The sequence below is a fragment of the Flavobacterium sp. genome, from assembly GCF_027482425.1.
GTDB lineage: Bacteria > Bacteroidota > Bacteroidia > Flavobacteriales > Flavobacteriaceae > Flavobacterium.
Window position 1 is genome coordinate 1 of record NZ_JAIXWA010000015.1, and the last position, 20,971, is coordinate 20,971.

Consider the following 20,971-nt stretch of genomic DNA (forward strand, 5'->3'; position numbering starts at 1 on the left):
TTCAAACGGCCTAATTTGGGTTGGTTTTAGAAAATACAACACCCCAAAAACGTCGTGAAAAAAGCGAATTTTTTGGTATTGGTTTTTTCAAAGCACAATTTTAAGGCATTCTTCTGCAGCAGTAAGCCCACAACACAGCCCCGGGCGACGCGGCACCCTGCCCCGGGCGCTAGACCAAGGGACCGGTAGAGCATAGCACGGGAACCCGCTCACACAAGAAGCCGAAAATAGGGTGCTGCCTAAAACTAATCGAAGCGAATGGTTTTGGAGGGCACGATACGTGTAATAATGTAGGAAGGAATAAGAAGCACCAGCAAACAAACGAGAATGGTGCCTAAATTGAGTAATGCAATGTAGCCATAATCAATAGATACAGGCGCGGTGGTCACATAGTAGCTTTCAGGATCGAGACGAATGACTCCGAAATACTTTTGTATGTACAACACGAGTAAGGCCACGCCATTGCCCCACAGCAAACCGCGCACGATAAGGTGTAGCGCATTGTATAAAAAGATTTTTCGCACAGACCAATTGGTCGCTCCCATGGCTTTCAGTATGCCAATCATTTGGGTTCGCTCTAAGATAAGGACCAACAACGCCACCACCATATTGATAGTCGAAACGGCAATCATGACGCACAATATAATAAGGATATTAAAGTCGAAAAGCTTAAGCCAATCGAAGATATAGTAATATTTTTCGGTGATGGTTTCGGTGTTTAATAGCGACCCTGTTTCTTGGTATACGGCTTGACCCGTTTGGGCGATGCGATTAAAATCGGACACAAAGACTTCAAAGCTTCCCACTTGGTCGGGGCGCCAGCGGTTCATGCGTTGCACATGTTTGATATCGCCAATAAGATAAACCGAGTCGAAATCTTTAACACCCGAGTTGTAAATTCCAGACACCGTAAACCGTCGTGCTTTGGGCAACGTGTTTTGACCTTGCGCTAAGAAAAACGTATTGAACTGGCTTCCAACCTTGAGATGGAGTCGGTTGGCCAGGTATTGGGAAATTAAGACCTCATTGGAATAGCCTTTCCCGAGTTTAGGAATCGTACCCGCAACCAAATACTCTTGAATAGCCGGCCAGCGAAAATCGGCTCCAACTCCTTTAAATAAAATCCCTTCAAAGGAACTCGCTGTGCGAATGACCCCCGCTTTGGTCGCCACGGCTTGTACATGATCGATGCCGTCTACGGAGGTAAACTTGGGATAGAATTTTTGTTGGAGCGCAATGGGTTCAGTACTCACTTCGGAGGCATTGCCGTTGAACGCGCTAATCACAATATGACCGTTGAAGGCCGCCACTTTCTCTCGAATTTTTTGTTGCAAACCCACTCCGGTAGCGACTGAGAGCACCATCATAAAAATTCCCAAGGCAATCGCCACCACTGCAATTTTTATAATTGGGGCAGAAATACTACTTTTAACCTTTTTGGAAGCCGTGAGGCGTTTTGCTATGAAAAATTCTAAATTCAATCGTATGTGTAATTGGATGCTCAAAAGTACTGTTTTATTCTTGGTTTTGCTAATGGTTTCCTGTAGTGCTTCGCAGAAGAAAGAAAAAAGAGCAAATCACAAAGAAGCAATTATTGAGCATACCAAAGCGGCAATAAAAACGGGCGCGGAAAACACTAATACCTATATTCCGCTACTGAAAAATAAGAAAGTTGGTCTTGTAACCAATCAAACCGGAGTTTTACGAGTAGCTAATTTCATTGCAGCAGCGGATCCAAAAGCATCAACTATTTTAAATGAATCGGTTTCTATCGTCGATTATCTCATAAACCAAAAAATCAATGTTCAAAAAATATATGCCCCCGAACACGGTTTTCGTGGCACGGCTGATGCAGGGGAATTGATTAAAGATGGAAAAGACACCAAAACAGGCTTATCCATTGTTTCGTTGTATGGCAACAACAAAAAACCCAAACCCGAGCAATTGGCTGGGATTGACGTGATGGTTTTTGACTTGCAAGATGTGGGTGCACGATTTTACACCTACATCTCTTCCTTACATTATATCATGGAAGCTTGCGCGGAAAACCAAATTCCGTTGCTTGTATTGGACCGACCCAATCCGAATGGCAGCATTGTGGACGGACCTATTTTGGAAAAAGAGCATACTAGTTTTGTAGGCATGCATCCGATTCCAGTGCTTCATGGGATGACGATTGGGGAATATGCGCAAATGATTAATGGTGAAAAATGGTTGAAAAACGGCGTTCAATGTCAGCTCACTGTGATTCCATGCTTGAATTACAAACGCGAGATGACGTATAGCTTACCTGTGCGGCCTTCTCCTAATTTGCCTAACGATCAATCGATCAATTTGTATGCGAGTTTGTGTTTTTTTGAAGGCACCAACGTAAGTGTGGGACGTGGCACCGATTTACAATTTCAAATTTACGGATCGCCCTTCCTTAAAAACATGAGTTATGAATTTACGCCAGAACCAAATTTTGGGGCTAAAGAACCGCCGCATAAAGGACTAAAATGTTTTGGAGAGGATTTATCTAAAATTGAAAAGGTTAACCAGCTTGAACTAAAATGGCTCTTGAAAGCGTATGCAAATACAGAAGATAAAACGACCTTCTTCAATGATTTTTTTACCAAATTGGCAGGAACCAAAACGTTGCGTCAACAAATTGAAGCGGGAGTATCTGAAGAAGTGATTCGTGATTCGTGGAAAAACGATCTTGAAGCATTCAAAAAAATGCGTCAGCCCTATTTATTGTACTAAGCAAAACGCTGTTGCAAAACCCGTTTTATTCCCATAAAGGTAAAATACAAACTGTAGAAGATTCCCGCAAGCAATCCGAAAACGATGAGGGACATACAAAAAATCTCCATTCCCAATGAAAAATGACTGGCGTGAGGGACATCGGTATCGATATACGCTCCAAACAAGGTAAGTCCCAACCCGATAGCATAAATACCAAGAAGAATAAACAAATGTCGCATACGAAGTGTGTTTATTTAAAAACGAATGCTACAAAAAAATATTATTTCACCGGAATTCTTTTTTTCATTTCCTCTACAATATTGAAGGCGGCTGGGCAAATGGCAACGTTTTGTAGGGTCAAATTCGCGATTTGATAAAACTTCGTACGATCCGTGTGCGGATACTCGCGGCATGCCTTGGGTCGTACCTCATAAATCATACAATAGTTTTCAGCATCCAAAAACGTACAGGGGACATTTTTTAACACATAATCATTATCCTCGTCCATGCGCAAATACTGGTCGATGAACTGTTGGGGCTTTTGGCGCAAGTGTTTGGCAATTCGCTCAATGTCGGCCGATGTAAATAAAGGACCTGTCGTTTTACAGCAATTGGCGCATTGCAAACAATCGGTTTTTTTAAATTCACGCTCATGCATCTCCAGCATTTGGTAATCCAAATCGCGCGGCGGATGTTTTTTGAGTTTGTCAAAATACTTTTTGTTCTCACTCTGGCGTTCTTTGGCCAATTTTGCTAATTCGTGTACTGCTGGTTTCAATGTTGCTCGGTATCTTTGTACAAAAATACAATCATGTTGGATTTATTCGGCCAAGCCATCCTCGATTTTTATACCCAAAATAATCCGCAACCCTTGCTCACGGAAACTTCCATCTCGGAAGAAGACGAAATGGATGTAGCCTACTTGTTTCGTACATACAAAAACATGCCGCAACTCGAACAAAAAGCGCTGCAACTCGCCAAAGGGAAAGTGTTGGACATTGGCGCAGGTGCTGGCTGCCATGCTTTGGACCTCCTACAAAAAGGATTTGATGTGACCGCATTAGACCATTCCGGTTACGCAATCGAAGCTTGTCGTTTACAAAACATTCAACATTGCGTTCAAAGTTCGGTGCTCGATTACAACCCCGAAACCCAATTTGATACGCTTTTATTACTCATGAACGGCACAGGAATTTTCGGGAAATTGAATCAAACTGCACTGTACCTCCAAAAACTAAAATCATTACTGAATCCGGGGGGTCAAATTCTCATAGACAGTTCGGATCTCATTTACATGTTTGACGAAGACGAAGATGGCGGGCATTGGATTCCCGATAACGGTTATTATGGCGAACTCGAATTTACCGTCTATTATAAAGGGCAAAGAGAGCAGTTTCCTTGGTTGTATTTGGATTACAATACGCTTCAAAACGCAGCATTGGCCAACGGCTTGCACTGTGAATTGGTTGCCGAAGGTAAAAATTACGATTATTTAGCGCGGTTGACGGTTTGAGCCATATAATTTATATTTCAATTAAATCCGTTGTTTGGATAATATCCCATAAGGCTGCATACAAGGTATCCAAATCGGATTCGGTATTGTAGGCATTAATTGAAAACCGCAAATAAACCCCATCATTGAGTGGCATTACTGGAATTTGAATATGATATTTCGTATACAACAACTCTTTCAACTCCAAAGGTTTGCTTGTACAAATCGGAATACTGGCCATTTGCCCTAAAAACTCTTCGGTTATGGGACAAATCGGCTGACTATTCACCAACTTACAAAATCGCGGATACTGTTTAAGGACCATCGCACGACAAGCCTTTGCTTGCGTTTCCCAATCGTTGTCCTTTAAAAATTGGATTACTTGTGGCGTACACAAATAGGTCGAATGGTCGTTGGTACCTTGGTATTCGTGGTAATCCAAAAACTGACTATCGCTTGGAAATAAACTTTCGTAACCCCAACTCACAATCAACGGATCAAGGTCGGCTTGGAATTCCTTTTTCACATACAAAAAGGAACTTCCTTTGGGCGCCAACATCCATTTATGTAAGGTTCCTGTGTAATAATCGGGGTTGAGTTCGCTCAAATTCAACGGAATATGACCTGGCACATGCGCTCCATCCACAATGGTGATTAATCCAAGCTCTTGGGCTTTATCACAAATTTCTTTGACGGGAAAAATGAGGGCGGTCGAACTGGATATATGGTTTATAAAAATGACTTTCGTTTGGGAAGTATACCCTTTCCAGAAATCTTCTATGATTTGCTCCTTGGACGTAATCGGCAACGAGATGTTTTGCCGAATGTATTTCGCTCCTGATTTTTTACAATAAAAATTCCAAGTGCGATCCATGGCACCGTATTCGTGATTGGTGGCCAAGATTTCGTCCCCGGGTTGCAATTGCAAGCTACGCATGATGGTGTTGATGGCTTGGGTGGGATTGGGGGTAAAGAAAAAATCGGCGGGCTCACACCCAAGGAATTCAGCCAAAGGACGTTTGGCCTCTTTAAGGTAAATGGGTAATTTTTTTTGAATAAAATGTACCGGGTCGGACTCCATTTCACGTTGTAAAGCTATTTTGGCTTCAAAAACAGGTTGGGGGGTCGCTCCGAAGGATCCGTGATTTAAGAAGGTAATCGTTGGATCCAATAAAAAATGTGTTTTCATAGAAATGGGTCAAAAAAAATCCCAAACAAACTGTTCGGGACTTCTATTTGTTTTTGCATTGATTATTGCATGTATTTCATCATCATCGCTTGCAAGTCCGCTTGAATTTCCATCATCACTTCTTGAGACTTCTGATTGATTTCACCGGCTTTTTCTTTCATTTTTTTCCCAACAGGACTATTGTAAAAAGCCATCATCGCTTTGATATCTTCTTTGGTGTAAGTTTGTGCGTAAACCTCGGCAGTTTTTTCATTGATTTTATTCATCATAGCATCAAACTCCATAGTAAATGCGGCTTTTTTATCATCAGCTACCTGAGCTAACAATTGATCTTTATATCCGCTAAGCACATTTCCTGAGCCACTTGCTTCAATAACGGCTAAACATTCTTTTTTCAAAGCTTCATCAACAGCTGGTTTTGCAGGGGCTTGCGCCATTGCCAAAGAGGAAACGCAAACAAATGCGAATGTGTAAACTAATTTTTTCATGATATGTTTTATTAATTGTTTATAAATGTACGCTTTTACATTTAATCTCTTAGACGCAAAAACAGTTTTTTTGTTACTTCATTGTAATGGATAGAAATTATTTTATTTATTAATAATTTTAATGGGTATCGTATAACTGCATCGTACAGGTTGTCCCGATTGACGCCCTGGTTGCCATAGTGGCGACATTTTTAACACTCGAATCGCTTCTTCCCCCGTTCCATATCCAAGATCTCTTAACACCTTCAATTCAGTTAGTGTGCCGTCTTTTTCAATTACAAAGGAGACGATTACGGTTCCAGACAAAGCCGACACATTAGGTGTTCGGTAATTCTTGGCAATTAACTTATAAAATTCCTTTACACCCCCAGGAAACTCCAGTTTGGTTTCAATTTGTTGGGAGACATAAACCGGCTCAGGTTCCTCTTCAACCAACACGGGTTTGGGTCCTTCACTTTGAGGCAAGAAGACCACAACACTTTGGTTTTTTAAGGCTTCCAAATTGAGACTAGTCCGTTTATAGCTCATTAATTTTGTTTTGGCTTCCCATTGTCCATTTTTGATTTGGATAGATTTTTCTACCAAGATCATGTACGCTTCATTCATCCCTTCGGTACTCCATTTTGGAGATTTTTGAATCGTATTAAAAAGGCGAAGAGCATCGGTTTCATTGGTATGGTAAAAAACCGTAGGATAGCTCACTGTCCCTTGGTTATCGATGTAAAAGGAAACTTTAAAACGGATTACTTGAGCGGAATCGATAGCAATTGCGCTTTGTTTGGCTAAAAAATCTTCAAAAGAGGCGTATTTATCCGAAGGGAATACCGGCATCTTGGGCGGTTGTATCGGTTGGGCTACAGCAAGCACAGCCCACAAACACATCCCTAAAAGAAATAGTTTTTTCACTTAAGGGATATTTAAATATTTATGGGTTTGAAGCGAAACGCGCCAGTTGGGGTGTTGCATCACATAATCAACGATGAGCGGTGTCATTTCCTCCCGTTTACTCCACTCGGGTTGCAAGAAAAGAATGGCTCTGGGATTGACTAAAGCGGCTTGCTCTTCGGCGAAGATGAAATCGTGTTTGTTGTGAATGATTACTTTTAATTCATCGGCAGCTTGGTAGGCCTCGGGTACGGGCAATCGATTCTTTTTGGGCGACAAACAAAACCAATCCCAGTTTCCTGTCACGGGATAACTCCCCGATGTTTCGATATGCACGCGTAGTTGCGCCGCTTTTAAAGAGGCCGTGAGAAGGGACATGTCCCAAGTTAAGGGTTCACCTCCTGTAACTACCACGGTATCGGCATACTTTTGGGCATTGGCTACGATATGTTCAATGGCTGTCGGGGGATGTAAATCGGCGTTCCAACTTTCTTTAACATCACACCAATGGCATCCCACATCACAACCGCCAATACGAATAAAATAAGCGGCAGTTCCCGTATGGAAGCCTTCTCCTTGAATGGTATAGAATTCTTCCATAAGGGGCAACAACTCGCCTCTATCCACCGCTTTTTGTACTTCTTGTGTGAGCATGAAAACTATTTATCGCGAATGTAAATATCGATGGGAACGCCAGAAAAATTCCAGTTTTCCCGTATTTTATTTTCTAAAAAACGTTTGTAGGGATCTTTTACATATTGGGGTAAATTGGCAAAAAACACAAACTGTGGTACCGGTGTGGGCAACTGCATGCAGTATTTGATTTTGATGTATTTGCCTTTCAAAGCGGGGGGTGGAAAACGTTCAATCAAATCCAACATGTACTCGTTAAACTTAGACGTTGCAATGCGCTGTTTCCGGTTTTCATACACGGTAACGGCCGCTTCCAATGCTTTTAGTAAACGTTGTTTGGTCAAGGCTGAAATAAACAAAATAGGCACGTCAGTAAACGGCTCCAATTGCTCACGAATTCGCAGTTCGTACTCGCGCATGGTCATGGTTTCTTTTTCAATCAAGTCCCACTTATTGACCAAAATGACAACCCCTTTACGGTTTTTTTGTGCCAACCAAAAAATGTTTTGATCTTGACTTTCAAATCCGCGGGTTGCATCGACCATTAGGATACACACATCACTATGTTCGATTGCCCGCACGGAGCGCATAACGGAATAAAATTCTAGGTCTTCTTTTACTTTCGCTTTACGTCGAATTCCAGCAGTATCCACTAAGTTAAAGTCAAAACCAAACTTAGTAAATCGGGTATCGATCGCATCGCGGGTGGTTCCAGCGATATCGGTAACAATATAACGGTCTTCACCAATCAAGGCATTGATAAAAGAAGACTTTCCTGCATTGGGACGTCCGACCACACAAAAACGGGGTAAAACTTCCTCTTCATCGGGGGTTTCGGGCAATTCGGGTAAGACTTCCACGAGTTTGTCGAGCAAATCTCCTGTACCGCTCCCGTTCATTCCAGAAAGTGTAAAATATTCGCCTAAACCTAGGTTGTAAAATTCGAAAGCGTCTTTTTCACGGCTGGCAGAATCGACTTTATTGACGGCCAAAAGTACGGGTTTGGTTACTTTTCGCAGTAATTTGGCCACTTCGGCATCCATGGGGGTAATACCTTCTTCGACGTCAACAACAAAAATTATGGCGTCGGCTTCTTCGATGGCCAGTTCGACTTGTTTGCGAATTTCGGCTTCAAAGATATCGTCAGAGCCTTTGATGTATCCACCAGTATCGATGACTGAGAACTCTTTACCGTTCCATTCACTTTTACCGTAAATCCGATCACGGGTTACCCCACTCACCGAATCGACGATCGCCTCTCTTCGTTGAATGAGTCGGTTAAAAAAAGTAGACTTCCCTACATTGGGGCGCCCGACAATGGCGACGATATTGTTCATACGTATTCTAAATTGGGATGCAAAGGTAATAAAGTTGGCTTGAGCTATCTAATTTTTTGTATCTTAGTTAAAATCAAACTCCTATTCTCTTCTGCCATGGAAAACGAAAATGCTATTCAATTACGGTTGCGCTTTTACAAGGATGTTCCCGAATCTGTTGCTGAAGTTCGAGCGCTTTTTGAACAATTTAAATCGAAATGTCCTGCGGAGTACACGATTAAGGTCAACGAAAACCATATTTGGTTTCACATTGTGGGTAGGCAGAAAGCCTATTTCTCGCCGCATTTGCATTTGGAATTGGAACCCCATCCTGAATCGGGAACGCATATTCGTGGATTATTTGGTCCCGACCCGACCTTATGGACGTTATTTATGTTTTTGCATTTTATTGTAGCGGGTGTATTTGTGATTTTTGGCGTTATGGCCTATTCCAATTGGACGTTGAAGCAACCCATTCTTTGGAACATTTTTATCATGGGGATGATGTTGGGCGTTTGGTTCATGTTGTATGTGGTAGCCCGCCAGATTCGCGAGCAAGGCATCGACCAAATGCATGAATTGGAGGCTTTGATGGAAGAGGCTTTACAACACTAATCGAGGTACAAAGCTTTCGGGATAGCCCTGATGGGAGCCAACTACCCTGCCGAAGCCGTAAGGCCGGGAGGTAGTGCGGACAGCAGGACTAAGCATTCATAAGAAATTCAGACCTGCTTCTCCTTATTTTTGATTGTAACCAAAACGGCGTAACTGTCGTGTGTTGCTGCGCCAATCCTTATTGATTTTGACAAAGATTTCGAGGTAGACCTGTTTGCCAAAGAACTTTTCCATGTCTTCCCGCGCCATGGTGCCCACTTTTTTGAGTGCGCCGCCTTTATGACCAATAATGATTCCTTTTTGCGTTTCGCGCTCGACCATGATAAGGGCTTTGATGCGAATGATGTGTTCTTCTTCCTTAAACTCTTCGGTTTCTACTTCGACGGCATAGGGAATTTCTTTGTCGTAGTTGAGTAAGATTTTTTCACGGATGATTTCGTTGACGAAAAAACGCTCGGGTTTGTCGGTGAGGGCATCTTTGGGATAATAGGGCGGCGAATCGGGCAACAGGGAGAGGATACGATCAAAAACCTCTTTGACATTGAAATTTTTCAGCGCTGAAATGGGGAAAATCTCGGCATTAGGCACTTTTTCTTGCCACAGTGCGACTTGTGCTTCCAACTGTTCTTGGTTGGAGGTATCGATTTTGTTAAGCAAAAGAAGTACGGGGATTTTGGCGTGAATAATTTTATTGAAAAAGGCTTCGTCTTTCAGTTCTTTTTCGCCAATTTCAACCATATACAGGAGTACATCGGCGTCTTCAAAAGCGGTTTTTACAAAATCCATCATGGCATTTTGAAGTTCGTACGCCGGTTTGATAATCCCCGGCGTATCGGAAAGCACGACCTGAAAATCGTCGCCGTTGACGATACCAAGAATACGGTGACGGGTGGTTTGGGCTTTGGAGGTGATGATGGAAAGGCGTTCTCCGATGAAAGCATTCATTAAGGTAGACTTCCCAACGTTGGGATTCCCGATGATATTGACGAAACCGGCTTTGTGTGACATGATAATGGGATTAAATGAAAAAGTCAAACCTTATGATTGCTTTTCGCTGTTGCGGGAATAGATGAATTAGCTAACCATCAAATTTTGTACAATACGATAAGCTAACTCAAGATTTTACTATTACGAATAGGGTAATTCTTTTCGGAGTCAAAAGTAGGTCATTTTTTTTATTTAATTCAAATTGTAAATCTTTATCCAATAAAATTAATTCATTTGTTTTTTTAATAAAATTTTATTCGTTTTAGCTTCATTAAAATGCATTCAAAGTAACGCTATATCTATAAAAAATGATTTTCTAACGCTACTGCAAAAACTCAAAAGATACATTGTTGGAGCTCATTTCAATTTGAATATCATCGAAGAAGAGAACAAGGTTCAAGTTAATGTGATTGTTTATGATAAACCAGAGTACAAAGACTATGATTTTAATTTTAGTGAGAATTAAACATGAAAAAGACAAAAATTACAATCACCCATCAAATTGAGAAAATCCATCATCATTTTATAGTGGTTAATCCTGATAAACTTACCATTTCGGAAATTGATAGAATCAAAAAGGAAATGGGTGTTGAAATGGTTTTTGTGAATTGGAGGTTGTATAAATGAAAAAAGGGTTTAAACTACACAGTTTATTGGACAGCCAGTTTATTGTAGATTACCAAAGATAGTGTCAATTGAATTAAAAATCAAACTCTATTTATTTGACATAATGTCTTAATAAGGATGTTTCGGAGGATATTTTAACTTTAGTAATTTATCATACTCTGTTTTTATTATGTAATAATCTTTGTTTTTCTCAACTATTTCGAAACGGAATGAATTATTTTTTAAAAATTCTTGAATAGGATCAGCATATCTATCTGAAACATATTTCGAACCATCTATATTTGTAATTTCATTTTCTTCTAAACCTCTTAGCACAATATATTCTATCTCTTTCTGCCTAGCAATTTCCCTAGATATATCTTCAAATACGTTTATTTTTTCTACTTTAAAAGTATCAATATTTTCAATCTCATTTAACGTATAGTACCTAGTCAAACTAAAATTAAAAGTGTAATCTTTTTTTTCTATAAATAACTCGGGTATTGAATTTTTGAAACTCTCAGAACTAAAATTATAATTCAAAAATTCATTATCTATATTATTAAATCCATTTATTATATCCAAAGCATATAGGCTAAAATAATTTTTATGAGGACCTAGGTCATTATAATAGATATTATAAGCTAAAAAAGATAGACTTTTATAAATCTCTGAATCAAATTTTAATCCAGATATTTTTTTAGCCCCTTTGTAAAAATAAAATCCATTATTTATTAGATTATTATATGTGTCTATTTTAGATGATATTTTAAATAATAGAGGAATACATTGGGATTTTCGAAACAAATTATTTAGTAGTTCTAAACTTTTAATATTTCTCAAAAAGTATTTTTTTTCATTAAATGTTAAGGCAACTATTTTCTTATTTAATTTTTTATAACTTAAAACCTCATTTACATTCATGCTCAAACCAATCAATGTCTTCTCGAAATTATCGTGAAAAATAGATAGATAATTATTTGAATTTGCAGTTATATTAAAATCTATTTTAAAATCATTCTTGTTATAATATCTATAATATAATCCATATTTATCATTATAAATTGTTTGATAATTGTATATGTAATCTCCAATTTCTGTGGGTTCATTTGTATCTAAATCATAATCAAATGAATTTAGTAAAATTTTTAAGCTTGTTGTACATAAATTTATTATTGCAATTAGTTCAGATTCTTCATTTAATCTTTGTATTTTGATGTTTTGGGCAAATAGCCCACCTTTAAACTCGACAACTACCCCTTTACTTTCTGCAAAAGATGTCAGTTTATCAATTGAAACTGTTGCATTTAATGTAATTGCATTACCAACATTGGGTAATTCAACTTGAGAAACCACATTGTATTTTTGAACGTTTCCACTTGATATAGATACAATTTCATCCTTTACCAAATTGTCATTTAATATTTCCGTATTAGTGGATATAAATACTCCAAATGCCTGTTCAATAGCAGAACGCAAAGCATTGTTTTTAGCTTCTTCAAAAGTTTTTCCAGTTCCTGAAACGGTTAAGGTTACAGTTTTGTTTTCCGTGTTTGATATTTTTTGTTCTGTAACTGTTGTATTTATTTCATTAACGCTATTTTTTTCAACATCATTTTCATTTTTTTGAGTTTCCTCTATTATATTTTTATTTAGATTTTCAGCAGAAGTAACTTCAAAATCATTATTAATTGGAACTTCGTTTGGTAAATTAGCAATTATTATTTCTAAAGATTTTATTCTTGATTTGATATCTTTCTTACATTTTCTAATATTTCCATAAGAATCATTGACTGTGTTTTGTTCACAAAAAACCAACAAGTCCATATATTTATCAAGTGCTTTTTTATATTCTTCTTTTATTATTAAATCATATCCTAAAAAATATTCACAATAAAATTTTGTTTCGTTATCAATTTTGCCATAGTTGTTAGATATTAATTCATTTGCTATAGTTATATATTTATTGTCTTCATCATTATAAAGTTCTATCATCTCATCAAGCTTAACTTTATAACTTTGTGAAAAAGAAAAAATAGAAAATAACATTATGAATATAAATCCTAAGCTTTTCATTGTCTAAATTTTTAATTATGAAAAATATTATTGCTTCATTTCCTTATAAAATATAAATACTATTCTTTTGCCATCTGCGCTTTCAAAGTTGGTAAGTAGTTCCATACTTTTTACAAAACCTATTGCATTTTCTTTAATAGATTCTATGGTTTCTACTACGGCACTAGGATTATCAGTTGATTTATTCTCGGTGGTTTTAATAACTAAATCCGATGAAATAGTAGAACCATTAAAGAAAATATTGGCTTGTGATTGCCCTTTTACCTGTGCTACTCTATTCATCATGGCTTCATTAGGATATTTGCCTTTTTCTAAGGATAAAACCGAAATAAAGTATTGATGGTCATAATCATCAATAACCTTAACACCCTCAAAAGGTGCAGAATTATACATTCTTTTGATAAAGTTGGTTAGTGAAGTTTTGTCTTCATTAATGCTTTGAGAAAAACTAAATGAAGAAATAATTAAAACTGTGAAATATATAATCTTTTTCATTTAAAACATTTTAGAAATTATAAAGCCTATCTTTAGTTCTTTTCTATCTTCATAGTTAAACTCCCAATTATTGTATTCTTTTTTGATTTCTTCTAGCTTTTTATTTATTTTTTCCTTTGATGGCGGATTTGTAATTATTGCTAAAGAAAATTTTGTACAAAACTTATTGGTCTTTAATTTTTCTAGTTTCTCAATATCGCCAATAATTCCAACTTTTTTACCACTGTCAGAAAAACTTGTATAAAAATTTAAGTTTCTTCTGTTTTTTAATTTTAATTCATTAGCAATTGCTAAATGCTTTATTTCAATTAAACAACTTTTATCACCTATAGTTATAAATAAATCAATATGGTTTCTTTTATTTTCAGTGACAAGATGCTGAAATTTATAATTTGAGATTAAATTATCTTTCTTAAGATTATCTAATTTACCTAAAAAAATTACTGAAAAATAATTTTCAACTCTTGCGTTTTCATCAATTATGAGTGATAAATAATCTTTACTTTTTGTATATATTTCATTGATTAATTTATCTATTACTAAATCAATTTTTAACATTTTTCATTCCTTTAAATTTACTTTTAACTTCATTATGAACTTTTGTAACATTTGCTATATAAGTTTGATATTCTATTACAATAAAATTATAAACTCTATTCTTTCCTTGTTCCCACATTATTAAATTTAAACAACAAAGCAAGACCAATCTTACTTGGCTGGTTCTGAAGAACTTTTGGAATTGAGTTTTTTAGGAATTTCAGAATTGGGTTTTTTTAATTCACCATAAGACTCAGTCATCATGTATAAATTTCGATTTTTTAAAAAATCATCAATATCAATTTTGTCTAATTTAAATTCACTTATTTTTTCTAAATCAGAAATTGAAAATAATTTGGTAAATGCTATTTCTGGATAACTAAACCTTGTATCAAAAATTATCTCATTATTAATGCTGAGTTGATTACTAAATCCATCGTAAATGTAAGTATTCCATTCATCCTCAGCTTCTAAATTAAAAGTCAAATAAGTTAATAATTCTTCTCTTTTCAAATTTATATTATTAATATATAATTTAAAAAGAGGAGCTACATAATTTAAATTTGCACCCCTGTTTACAACTTTACCTCCGATACTGTAAAAAGCATTTAACAAAATAGGTTTTTTTGATATACTAACTGGAATCTTTTGATTTAAAATTGATTTATATAATTCATCATATGTAAATTTAATAATTTTTTCGTTTGAATAAAACTTAAATGAATTCGTTAAAATTTGGCAAGAAATTAAAAAATTCACAAATAAAATTTTTGATTTCATTGTTCTAAATGTATATTTTTTTTCATTTATATTTACAGTATATACTTTTTTATTAAGACTAATATATTCAGAGATTTCTGAAGGTGTTAATGATAATTTTTCAACAGTTTTAATAATATAATCTTCAAATTTATTATAATTGTTATTAGGTTTTATTTTAATTAAAAAATCTAGACTATACACATTATTAAAATTTAATTTTGGTTCTGATACAACATTCAATTCAAAGTCTAATGAATTATTTAAGATATCATAACTTGTTTCTAATAAATTTTTTAATGATACAATTTCCGCTTCTTCATTTAATTTTTGTAGTTTTATTTTAATACCAAACATACCTCCATTAAATTCTACTTTAATACCTTTACTTTGAGCAAATGATGTCAACTTCTCAATAGAAACAGTTGCACTTAATGTAATTGCGTAGCCATTATTTGGAATTTCAGTTTGAGAAATAATATTATATTTTTGAATATTTCCACTAGAAATAGAAACAATTTCATCTTTGACCAAATTATCATTCAATATTTCAGTTTTTGAGGATATAAAAGTTCCAAAAGCTTGCTCAATTGCAGAACGTAAAGCATTTAGTTTAGCATCTTCTAAAGTCTTTCCCGTTCCAGAAACAGTAAGTGTTACGGTTTTATCATCCGAAATGCTTGTTGGTGTGGTGTTGGTTTCTGTAGTTTTACTTACATTTTCCGTTTTAATCTCGGTGACTGTATTTGTATTATTTTGCTTAACATTAGTTTTTAGCTCAGGATGTTTATCTTTCAAGTCATTAATTACTTTATTTAACTGTAAAATATTTGAATCTTTTTGAGGAAAATTCTCCATACCATTCTTCCATAATTCTAATACTTCAAGAAGATAATCATATCCTAATTGATAATTCTTGTTTTCATATTTGTCATTAATTAAAATTGTTATGTATAAAGCCAAAGTATTACACTTATCTTCATTAGTTAGATTACCATATTGATTATTTAAAAGTTCTTTAGATAATATTTCAACCTTTTCAAATTTATTTCTGTTGAATAAATTATTTAAATCTATTATTTTTTCTTTTACAATATCATTTTGACTAAAGCAAAATGTTGATAAAAACATAAAAAGAACTAATGATATTTTTTTCATTATAACTTTATTTCTTTAAAATTGAATTATATTTTTCTTTACTTATTTTATGTTTCTCAGCAATTATTTCAACTACCTCATTCCAATATTCATTTGAACATTTTTTATTATTTAAAGGTTTTTTTGACTTTAGTCCTAAAGCAAATTTTATTTGTGATAAAATACAAGGACTTATTTCTGAACCATTTTTTCTTTCAAATTTTGACATTATTATCTCCAAATTATATTATTATAAGTAATTGTTTTTGGTTGGTTTTTAGCATATTCAACAGCAATTTCTTTGTAAGCATTGATTTGTTGTTTTTCTAGTTCTATTTTATCATTGTATTTTTTTAATGCTAATTCCAATCTTGCTTTTTCATCTGCTTTTATTTTGGCATTAATTTCTTTGGTAAAATTTGTAGTAGCAGCATAACAAGCAGCATTAGGGTTAATGTCACTTAATACTGCAATTACTTCTTCTGCTTGTCTTATACTTTGCTGTCCTGACCATAGCATTTTAGCTTTCGATAACTTGGTTTTGCAATCTGTATCTATTTTTTGCTGAAATAGTGTTGCAATTATATCTGAGGTTTTAAAATAGCAATCTTTACATACTTCTGGAACGAGTGCTAAGTTATAGATTGCTTCATCATATTTCTCTTGCTTGGCTAATGTTTCAGCGTCTTTAATGATAAAATCGCACTGAGTAGCATAGTAAGTAATAATTTTGTTTTTACCTTCTTCTAAAAAGGTTGTGATGTCTTTATTCTTTGGATTAATATTCTTAATAGCATCAATCAACGCCTTGTTTTCATTGGTTCCAACGCCTTTTATACTTATAATTGTGTTGGAAAAAGCAGTATTGGTAATGGCATCGCCTACAAACATTGTTACTTCAATGTTTTGGGCAATCATTTGTGGTGGTCCTGGAACAATATCTTTGGCAGTAACGTTCAGTACGGCTGTAATAATAAATCTTGGGTTGATAGAGCTACCACCCATTCCGTTGTTAGTTGTAATTTGGCTCAACTTTGTTTCCAAAGCTTTTTTAGCTTCTGCTGGAATAGAATTGTTATCAGGTAAATAAGTGTTTAAAACAATACGACCAAAGTCGTCTAATTTTACTTGTGCATTCCCATTAAATTGAAAAGCAATAAAAAACAGTAGAATAAATTTTTTCATAATAAATTATTTTTCACCCAAGACAAGAATTGCTTCACCAAGTCCACGAGTCATTAGTTTTACTTCAAAATTAAACGGAGCTCCTTTAAGGAATTTTTGTAATTTTTTTCCAAAATCTCTTGCATCCAATGCTTTATTCTTATCATCATATAAAGGAATACGGACTTGCTCAAAACGAATTACATTTTCCGAAGCATCAGTTTTGTTAAAACGTCCTTGAACCGTGTTGGCATCCATCCATTTTGTAATATGGTCGGTAATTTCTTCTCCATCAATTTCGGTTTCTAAATTTTTATCCCAACTATTCCATTTTTTGATAGTCAGTCGAACCTCTCTACCATTGGCAAACATATCGTCAAAATGAGCTTGCAATTGTGCTGCAAAAGTGTCAATGTTTGCTAGAATAGCATTTTGCAATAATACAGGAACAATCTCAGTATTATTTGGTGTCCCATTCCCTGTGGAAGCAGCTATTCTTTTACTGGTATAAGCATCAAAAGCTTCTAATACAAAAGAAACTACTTTTCCTTGTTCGGTTTTAGATACTTTCCACCATATTTGAATAACAATATCGGCTTTTGCTCTGTTTTTTAATTTATCCAAAGGACTTTCAGATAACCCAGCACTAGAAGTGGCACTAGTTGTCATATTGTCCTCTGCTGCTCTTTGTTCAATTGCTTTTAATTCTTGTTCTACATCTTTAAGAGGAAATCCTCTATCAATCATCAAAGAACCAATTTTGCTAATCACTTGACCAATTTCAGTATCTTCTTGAAAAGCTTGTTTGTAATTTGGAACTTTTTGTTTTGTCCCTTGATTATCAAACTCGGTCATAAAATACCTTTGTTCACACCAGTTATCACTGGGCAAAACCATTAAGGTAGGCTTTTTTGCTTGTGAATAGGAGCTGAATGAAATGAGCCAAAAGCCAATTATCATTAATATGTTTGTGATTTTTTTCATTGTTAGAATCCAGTATTTAGTGATTTAATAATTTTTTGTTCTTCAAGGTATTTTCGCAATTGGTCTTTATTAACCATTATTTCAAACTCCTTTATAGTTATTTTTTCAGTTTTAATATTGTAAACATCTAAAGAGTTTCTAATAAATGTTTTCCATTTACCATTTTTAGAAAAAAAATCTTTTTCAATTTTTTTAAAGTTATCAATGTCGGTTGTTTCACTAAGAAGTGGTTTTTGAGTAGGGCAATTGGTGGAAGAATAACCTGAATATAATAAAGCTTTAATAGCATCTTTACTAGCGTCTTCAATTTTGAATTTTGTTGGCTTCACATAATTCAATAATTTTAACTTTACGTATCCTTCATTTTCAACACTAATACATTCAATGCTGTAAAGTTCTTTTTGGGCTTTACATGAAAGCATAACAAACAAGAGTAAGAAGGGCAAAATTGATTTTCTCATAATCCAACATTATAAATAAAAATATTATTTTTTTGCTAAAATAATCAATTGAGTCTGAATTTCAACACATAGACGATTGAGTTCAAAAATACCCCTCCCTCCGTTACCTATAACCCTTCCTTCCGCTTTTTTAAACCCTACTGAGGACCTATGATGCCATTCGTCATAAAATTTTCCAGCCAAAATTTTCCAGCCAAAATTTAAGACCATTTCATACTACCATGATATTTATATATAAACACTTAAAATATCATTAACATACCAAAACTTCTTCTCTATGAACTTAACATAACAATCCCAATATCTGAGAACTTGGGTAATTCCAAAGCAACCGCAATACGAATAAGTTGCCCAGACAGCATGCTTATTGTGCTTATTGAAAATGAAATTATTGACCTTATCCTAAAAGAAGAACCATAGAAGAAGTCAGGATAATCGCTAATATTTGATGGTGATGAGAAATACGATGTGATAACGGTGATTAAGTTATTGGATGATGGCTCAACCAAAAAGCATGTGTACTGGTTTGATATAACGGAGTGTTTTGGGAGGAAAGATTGACGTATTACATTTAATTTGTTAAGTAGCCACAAACCAATCATTTATTTTGCTACAGTTTTGCTACAACCAATAAAAAAACCCAGCAAATGCTGGGTTCTTAGTAGCGGGAACAGGACTCGAACCTGTGACCTTCGGGTTATGAGCCCGACGAGCTACCTACTGCTCTATCCCGCGCTGTTTCGGGTGCAAATATAAGACTATTATTTGAAATACAAATTATGAATTGAAAAAAATAAAAAACTTGAGTTCATAAAAAACCCTGTGATTCACAGGGCTTTAGACTCGGATATAGGAAAAAAATTATTCTTCGTTGGCAATTGCCGTATTGGGATCGGATTTAACGGATAGGTTCACCGCCAATCCTTGCTCATTGATCATGGTCATGTTCATCATGTCTTTGGCATACATTTTCTTGGTGACAAAACCGTTGAATTTGTTGTAAGAGATGTTCATGGCTGTCAAGTTATCTAACTTTTCGATTTCAACAGGAACTCGTCCATTGAGCTTGTTATCGAATAAGCTAAGGGTTTCAAGCGCTGTTAAGTTGGCAATTTCAGGTTGCAAGCTTCCTGTTAACTCATTACTATTTAATTCAAGCGTACGAAGCCTTTTTAGTGCATAAAGTGTTGACGGGATATCGCCTGTTAAACGGTTGTTGTATAACGACAACGTTTGTAATTGTGTTAGCGCTCCGATGGTAGTAGGAATTGCTCCTGAGAAATTGTTCATAAACATCACCAATTCGGTTAGCGACACAGCGTTTCCAATTTCTGCTGGAATAGTGCCTGAAAACTTGTTGAAGGAAACGTTTAGTATTTGAAGCTTTCTTAATTGACCAATGGATGTTGGCAAAGCACCTTCCAAATTGTTTTTGAACAACACCAACGATTGTAGATGCTTTAAGTCGCCTATTTTTGACGTCAACAACCCTGAAAGATTATTGTCTGATAAGTCAATGGCAGTCACTTGGTCATTTTCAACCTTCACACCGTACCAAGTAGCTACGGGTTTAGTGAGATCCCATGTATGTGTCCATTGCACACCTTGAGCAGCTTTGTGAAAATCAAGGAGTGCTTTTCGCTCAGCGGAAGAAACTTCGGCAAGAGCGATAGTAGTAAGAAATAGGGCAAAAAGGGTAACGAATCGTCTCATGATTGTTTAGATTTGGTGTTGTAAAAGTAAGACATGTTATCGCTTATATGCAAATAAAATCGATGAAATGCATAAAATTGCAAAACATAGTTTATTTAAGTAAATTTTTTCTTACATATTACAACTTTGTTATTTAACTGTATAAAAGTTTTATCTTTGATACACCAACCTTTAAATCAACATTTTATGGAACTACAAATGAATTGGATTGCCGTGTTATGTGCCGCGGTTTCCTCCTTAGTTATTGGCTTTATTTGGTATCATCCTAAAGTCATGGGAACGGTATGGATGCGGGAATCGGGTATGACCGAAGAAAAAATTAAGGGCGCTAACATGGGGCTCCTATTTGGGATGACTTTTCTTTTTGCCCTCATGATTTCACTAATCATCAATATGTTGACCATTCATCAATGGGGCGCTTTGGGAATGATTGGCGGCGATGTTAAACAAGCCCTTCCCTCCTACACTGCATTTATGAATGATTACGGCATGAAGTTTCGCACGTTTAAGCACGGTGCTTTACACGGATTTATGTCTGGAGTTCTTCTAGCCCTTCCGCTTGTGGGGACAAATGCCCTGTATGAGCGTCGTTCGGCAAAGTACATTTTAATCCATGGAGGATATTGGATTGTTTGTTTTACGGTTATGGGAGGCATTTTGTGCAGCATGCCATAATCAACCCTCTTAACATTTTATTTATAGGGAAT

General features: G+C 35.6%; 22 protein-coding genes and 1 tRNA gene. 4 read left to right on the forward strand and 19 right to left on the reverse strand.

From position 1 onward, the window contains the following. Nucleotides 1-245: 245 nt before the first annotated feature. A complete protein-coding gene (locus Q0037_RS01040; protein ID WP_297514152.1) occupies nucleotides 246-1,481 on the reverse strand; it encodes an FtsX-like permease family protein in 1,236 nt (411 codons plus the stop codon). Nucleotides 1,482-1,485: 4 nt separating this feature from the next. Between Q0037_RS01040 and Q0037_RS01045 the strand changes: the two genes are divergently transcribed. Then, nucleotides 1,486-2,745, forward strand: coding sequence for a DUF1343 domain-containing protein (locus tag Q0037_RS01045; protein WP_297514069.1), 1,260 nt, complete (start codon nucleotides 1,486-1,488; stop codon nucleotides 2,743-2,745). On the opposite strand, the gene Q0037_RS01050 is transcribed toward Q0037_RS01045, so the two are convergent. Both Q0037_RS01050 and Q0037_RS01055 read right to left on the reverse strand, forming a co-directional pair. Beyond that, nucleotides 2,742-2,966 carry a hypothetical protein gene (locus Q0037_RS01050; protein WP_297514071.1) on the reverse strand — a complete coding sequence of 75 codons (225 nt, stop codon included), beginning with the start codon at nucleotides 2,964-2,966 and terminating at the stop codon, nucleotides 2,742-2,744. The two genes, Q0037_RS01045 and Q0037_RS01050, sit on opposite strands and share 4 nt — an antisense overlap. Nucleotides 2,967-3,007: 41 nt before the next feature. Then, nucleotides 3,008-3,505: a YkgJ family cysteine cluster protein gene (locus tag Q0037_RS01055; protein ID WP_297514074.1), complete on the reverse strand. Its 498-nt coding sequence runs from the start codon at nucleotides 3,503-3,505 to the stop codon at nucleotides 3,008-3,010. Nucleotides 3,506-3,538: 33 nt separating this feature from the next. On the opposite strand from Q0037_RS01055, the gene Q0037_RS01060 reads away from it, so the two are divergent. After that, nucleotides 3,539-4,240: a bifunctional 2-polyprenyl-6-hydroxyphenol methylase/3-demethylubiquinol 3-O-methyltransferase UbiG gene (locus tag Q0037_RS01060; protein WP_297514077.1), complete on the forward strand. Its 702-nt coding sequence runs from the start codon at nucleotides 3,539-3,541 to the stop codon at nucleotides 4,238-4,240. A gap of 10 nt (nucleotides 4,241-4,250) precedes the next feature. Here Q0037_RS01060 and Q0037_RS01065 read toward each other — a convergent pair whose 3' ends face one another. From Q0037_RS01065 to der, 5 genes are all read right to left on the reverse strand, one after another. Then, entirely contained in the window at nucleotides 4,251-5,408 is a 1,158-nt protein-coding gene (locus tag Q0037_RS01065; RefSeq protein ID WP_297514080.1) for an aminotransferase class V-fold PLP-dependent enzyme, read from the reverse strand. 62 nt (nucleotides 5,409-5,470) lie between these two features. Next, on the reverse strand, nucleotides 5,471-5,896 hold the full coding sequence (locus Q0037_RS01070) for a DUF2059 domain-containing protein (RefSeq protein WP_297514083.1): 426 nt from the start codon (nucleotides 5,894-5,896) through the stop codon (nucleotides 5,471-5,473). A gap of 102 nt (nucleotides 5,897-5,998) precedes the next feature. Next, entirely contained in the window at nucleotides 5,999-6,802 is an 804-nt protein-coding gene (locus Q0037_RS01075; protein ID WP_297514086.1) for an energy transducer TonB, read from the reverse strand. Next, the gene (locus tag Q0037_RS01080) at nucleotides 6,803-7,435 is read right to left on the reverse strand and encodes a radical SAM protein (protein ID WP_297514089.1); all 633 of its coding nucleotides are present in this window, start codon (nucleotides 7,433-7,435) and stop codon (nucleotides 6,803-6,805) included. A gap of 5 nt (nucleotides 7,436-7,440) precedes the next feature. After that, complete coding sequence (gene der, locus Q0037_RS01085) at nucleotides 7,441-8,751, reverse strand: ribosome biogenesis GTPase Der (RefSeq protein WP_073363164.1); 1,311 nt, start codon at nucleotides 8,749-8,751, stop codon at nucleotides 7,441-7,443. Nucleotides 8,752-8,847: 96 nt separating this feature from the next. On the opposite strand from der, the gene Q0037_RS01090 reads away from it, so the two are divergent. Then, the gene (locus Q0037_RS01090; protein ID WP_297514095.1) at nucleotides 8,848-9,345 is read left to right on the forward strand and encodes a hypothetical protein; all 498 of its coding nucleotides are present in this window, start codon (nucleotides 8,848-8,850) and stop codon (nucleotides 9,343-9,345) included. A 123-nt stretch (nucleotides 9,346-9,468) separates the two neighbouring features. Here Q0037_RS01090 and era read toward each other — a convergent pair whose 3' ends face one another. From era to Q0037_RS01145, 11 genes are all read right to left on the reverse strand, one after another. Then, entirely contained in the window at nucleotides 9,469-10,353 is an 885-nt protein-coding gene (gene era, locus Q0037_RS01095) for a GTPase Era (protein ID WP_297514098.1), read from the reverse strand. A 714-nt stretch (nucleotides 10,354-11,067) separates the two neighbouring features. Then, complete coding sequence (locus Q0037_RS01100) at nucleotides 11,068-13,014, reverse strand: hypothetical protein (protein ID WP_297514101.1); 1,947 nt, start codon at nucleotides 13,012-13,014, stop codon at nucleotides 11,068-11,070. Nucleotides 13,015-13,041: 27 nt separating this feature from the next. Further along, the gene (locus tag Q0037_RS01105; RefSeq protein WP_297514104.1) at nucleotides 13,042-13,509 is read right to left on the reverse strand and encodes a hypothetical protein; all 468 of its coding nucleotides are present in this window, start codon (nucleotides 13,507-13,509) and stop codon (nucleotides 13,042-13,044) included. Next, nucleotides 13,510-14,067 (reverse strand): hypothetical protein, encoded by a 558-nt coding sequence (locus Q0037_RS01110; RefSeq protein WP_297514107.1) that lies wholly within the window; start codon nucleotides 14,065-14,067, stop codon nucleotides 13,510-13,512. Between the two features lie 150 nt (nucleotides 14,068-14,217). Then, nucleotides 14,218-15,963: a hypothetical protein gene (locus Q0037_RS01115; RefSeq protein ID WP_297514112.1), complete on the reverse strand. Its 1,746-nt coding sequence runs from the start codon at nucleotides 15,961-15,963 to the stop codon at nucleotides 14,218-14,220. Nucleotides 15,964-15,970: 7 nt separating this feature from the next. After that, nucleotides 15,971-16,171 carry a hypothetical protein gene (locus tag Q0037_RS01120; protein WP_297514115.1) on the reverse strand — a complete coding sequence of 67 codons (201 nt, stop codon included), beginning with the start codon at nucleotides 16,169-16,171 and terminating at the stop codon, nucleotides 15,971-15,973. A gap of 2 nt (nucleotides 16,172-16,173) precedes the next feature. After that, nucleotides 16,174-17,127 (reverse strand): hypothetical protein, encoded by a 954-nt coding sequence (locus Q0037_RS01125; RefSeq protein WP_297514118.1) that lies wholly within the window; start codon nucleotides 17,125-17,127, stop codon nucleotides 16,174-16,176. A 6-nt stretch (nucleotides 17,128-17,133) separates the two neighbouring features. Further along, nucleotides 17,134-18,090 carry a DUF6175 family protein gene (locus Q0037_RS01130; RefSeq protein ID WP_297514121.1) on the reverse strand — a complete coding sequence of 319 codons (957 nt, stop codon included), beginning with the start codon at nucleotides 18,088-18,090 and terminating at the stop codon, nucleotides 17,134-17,136. Nucleotides 18,091-18,092: 2 nt separating this feature from the next. Continuing rightward, nucleotides 18,093-18,551 carry a hypothetical protein gene (locus Q0037_RS01135; RefSeq protein WP_297514124.1) on the reverse strand — a complete coding sequence of 153 codons (459 nt, stop codon included), beginning with the start codon at nucleotides 18,549-18,551 and terminating at the stop codon, nucleotides 18,093-18,095. A gap of 662 nt (nucleotides 18,552-19,213) precedes the next feature. Further along, nucleotides 19,214-19,286: transfer RNA gene (locus tag Q0037_RS01140), tRNA-Met, on the reverse strand. A gap of 126 nt (nucleotides 19,287-19,412) precedes the next feature. Further along, nucleotides 19,413-20,264 (reverse strand): leucine-rich repeat domain-containing protein, encoded by an 852-nt coding sequence (locus Q0037_RS01145; RefSeq protein ID WP_297514127.1) that lies wholly within the window; start codon nucleotides 20,262-20,264, stop codon nucleotides 19,413-19,415. A gap of 186 nt (nucleotides 20,265-20,450) precedes the next feature. Here Q0037_RS01145 and Q0037_RS01150 point away from each other — a divergent pair, with 186 nt between their 5' ends. Beyond that, a complete protein-coding gene (locus tag Q0037_RS01150; RefSeq protein WP_297514130.1) occupies nucleotides 20,451-20,939 on the forward strand; it encodes a DUF1761 domain-containing protein in 489 nt (162 codons plus the stop codon). Nucleotides 20,940-20,971 lie beyond the last annotated feature (32 nt).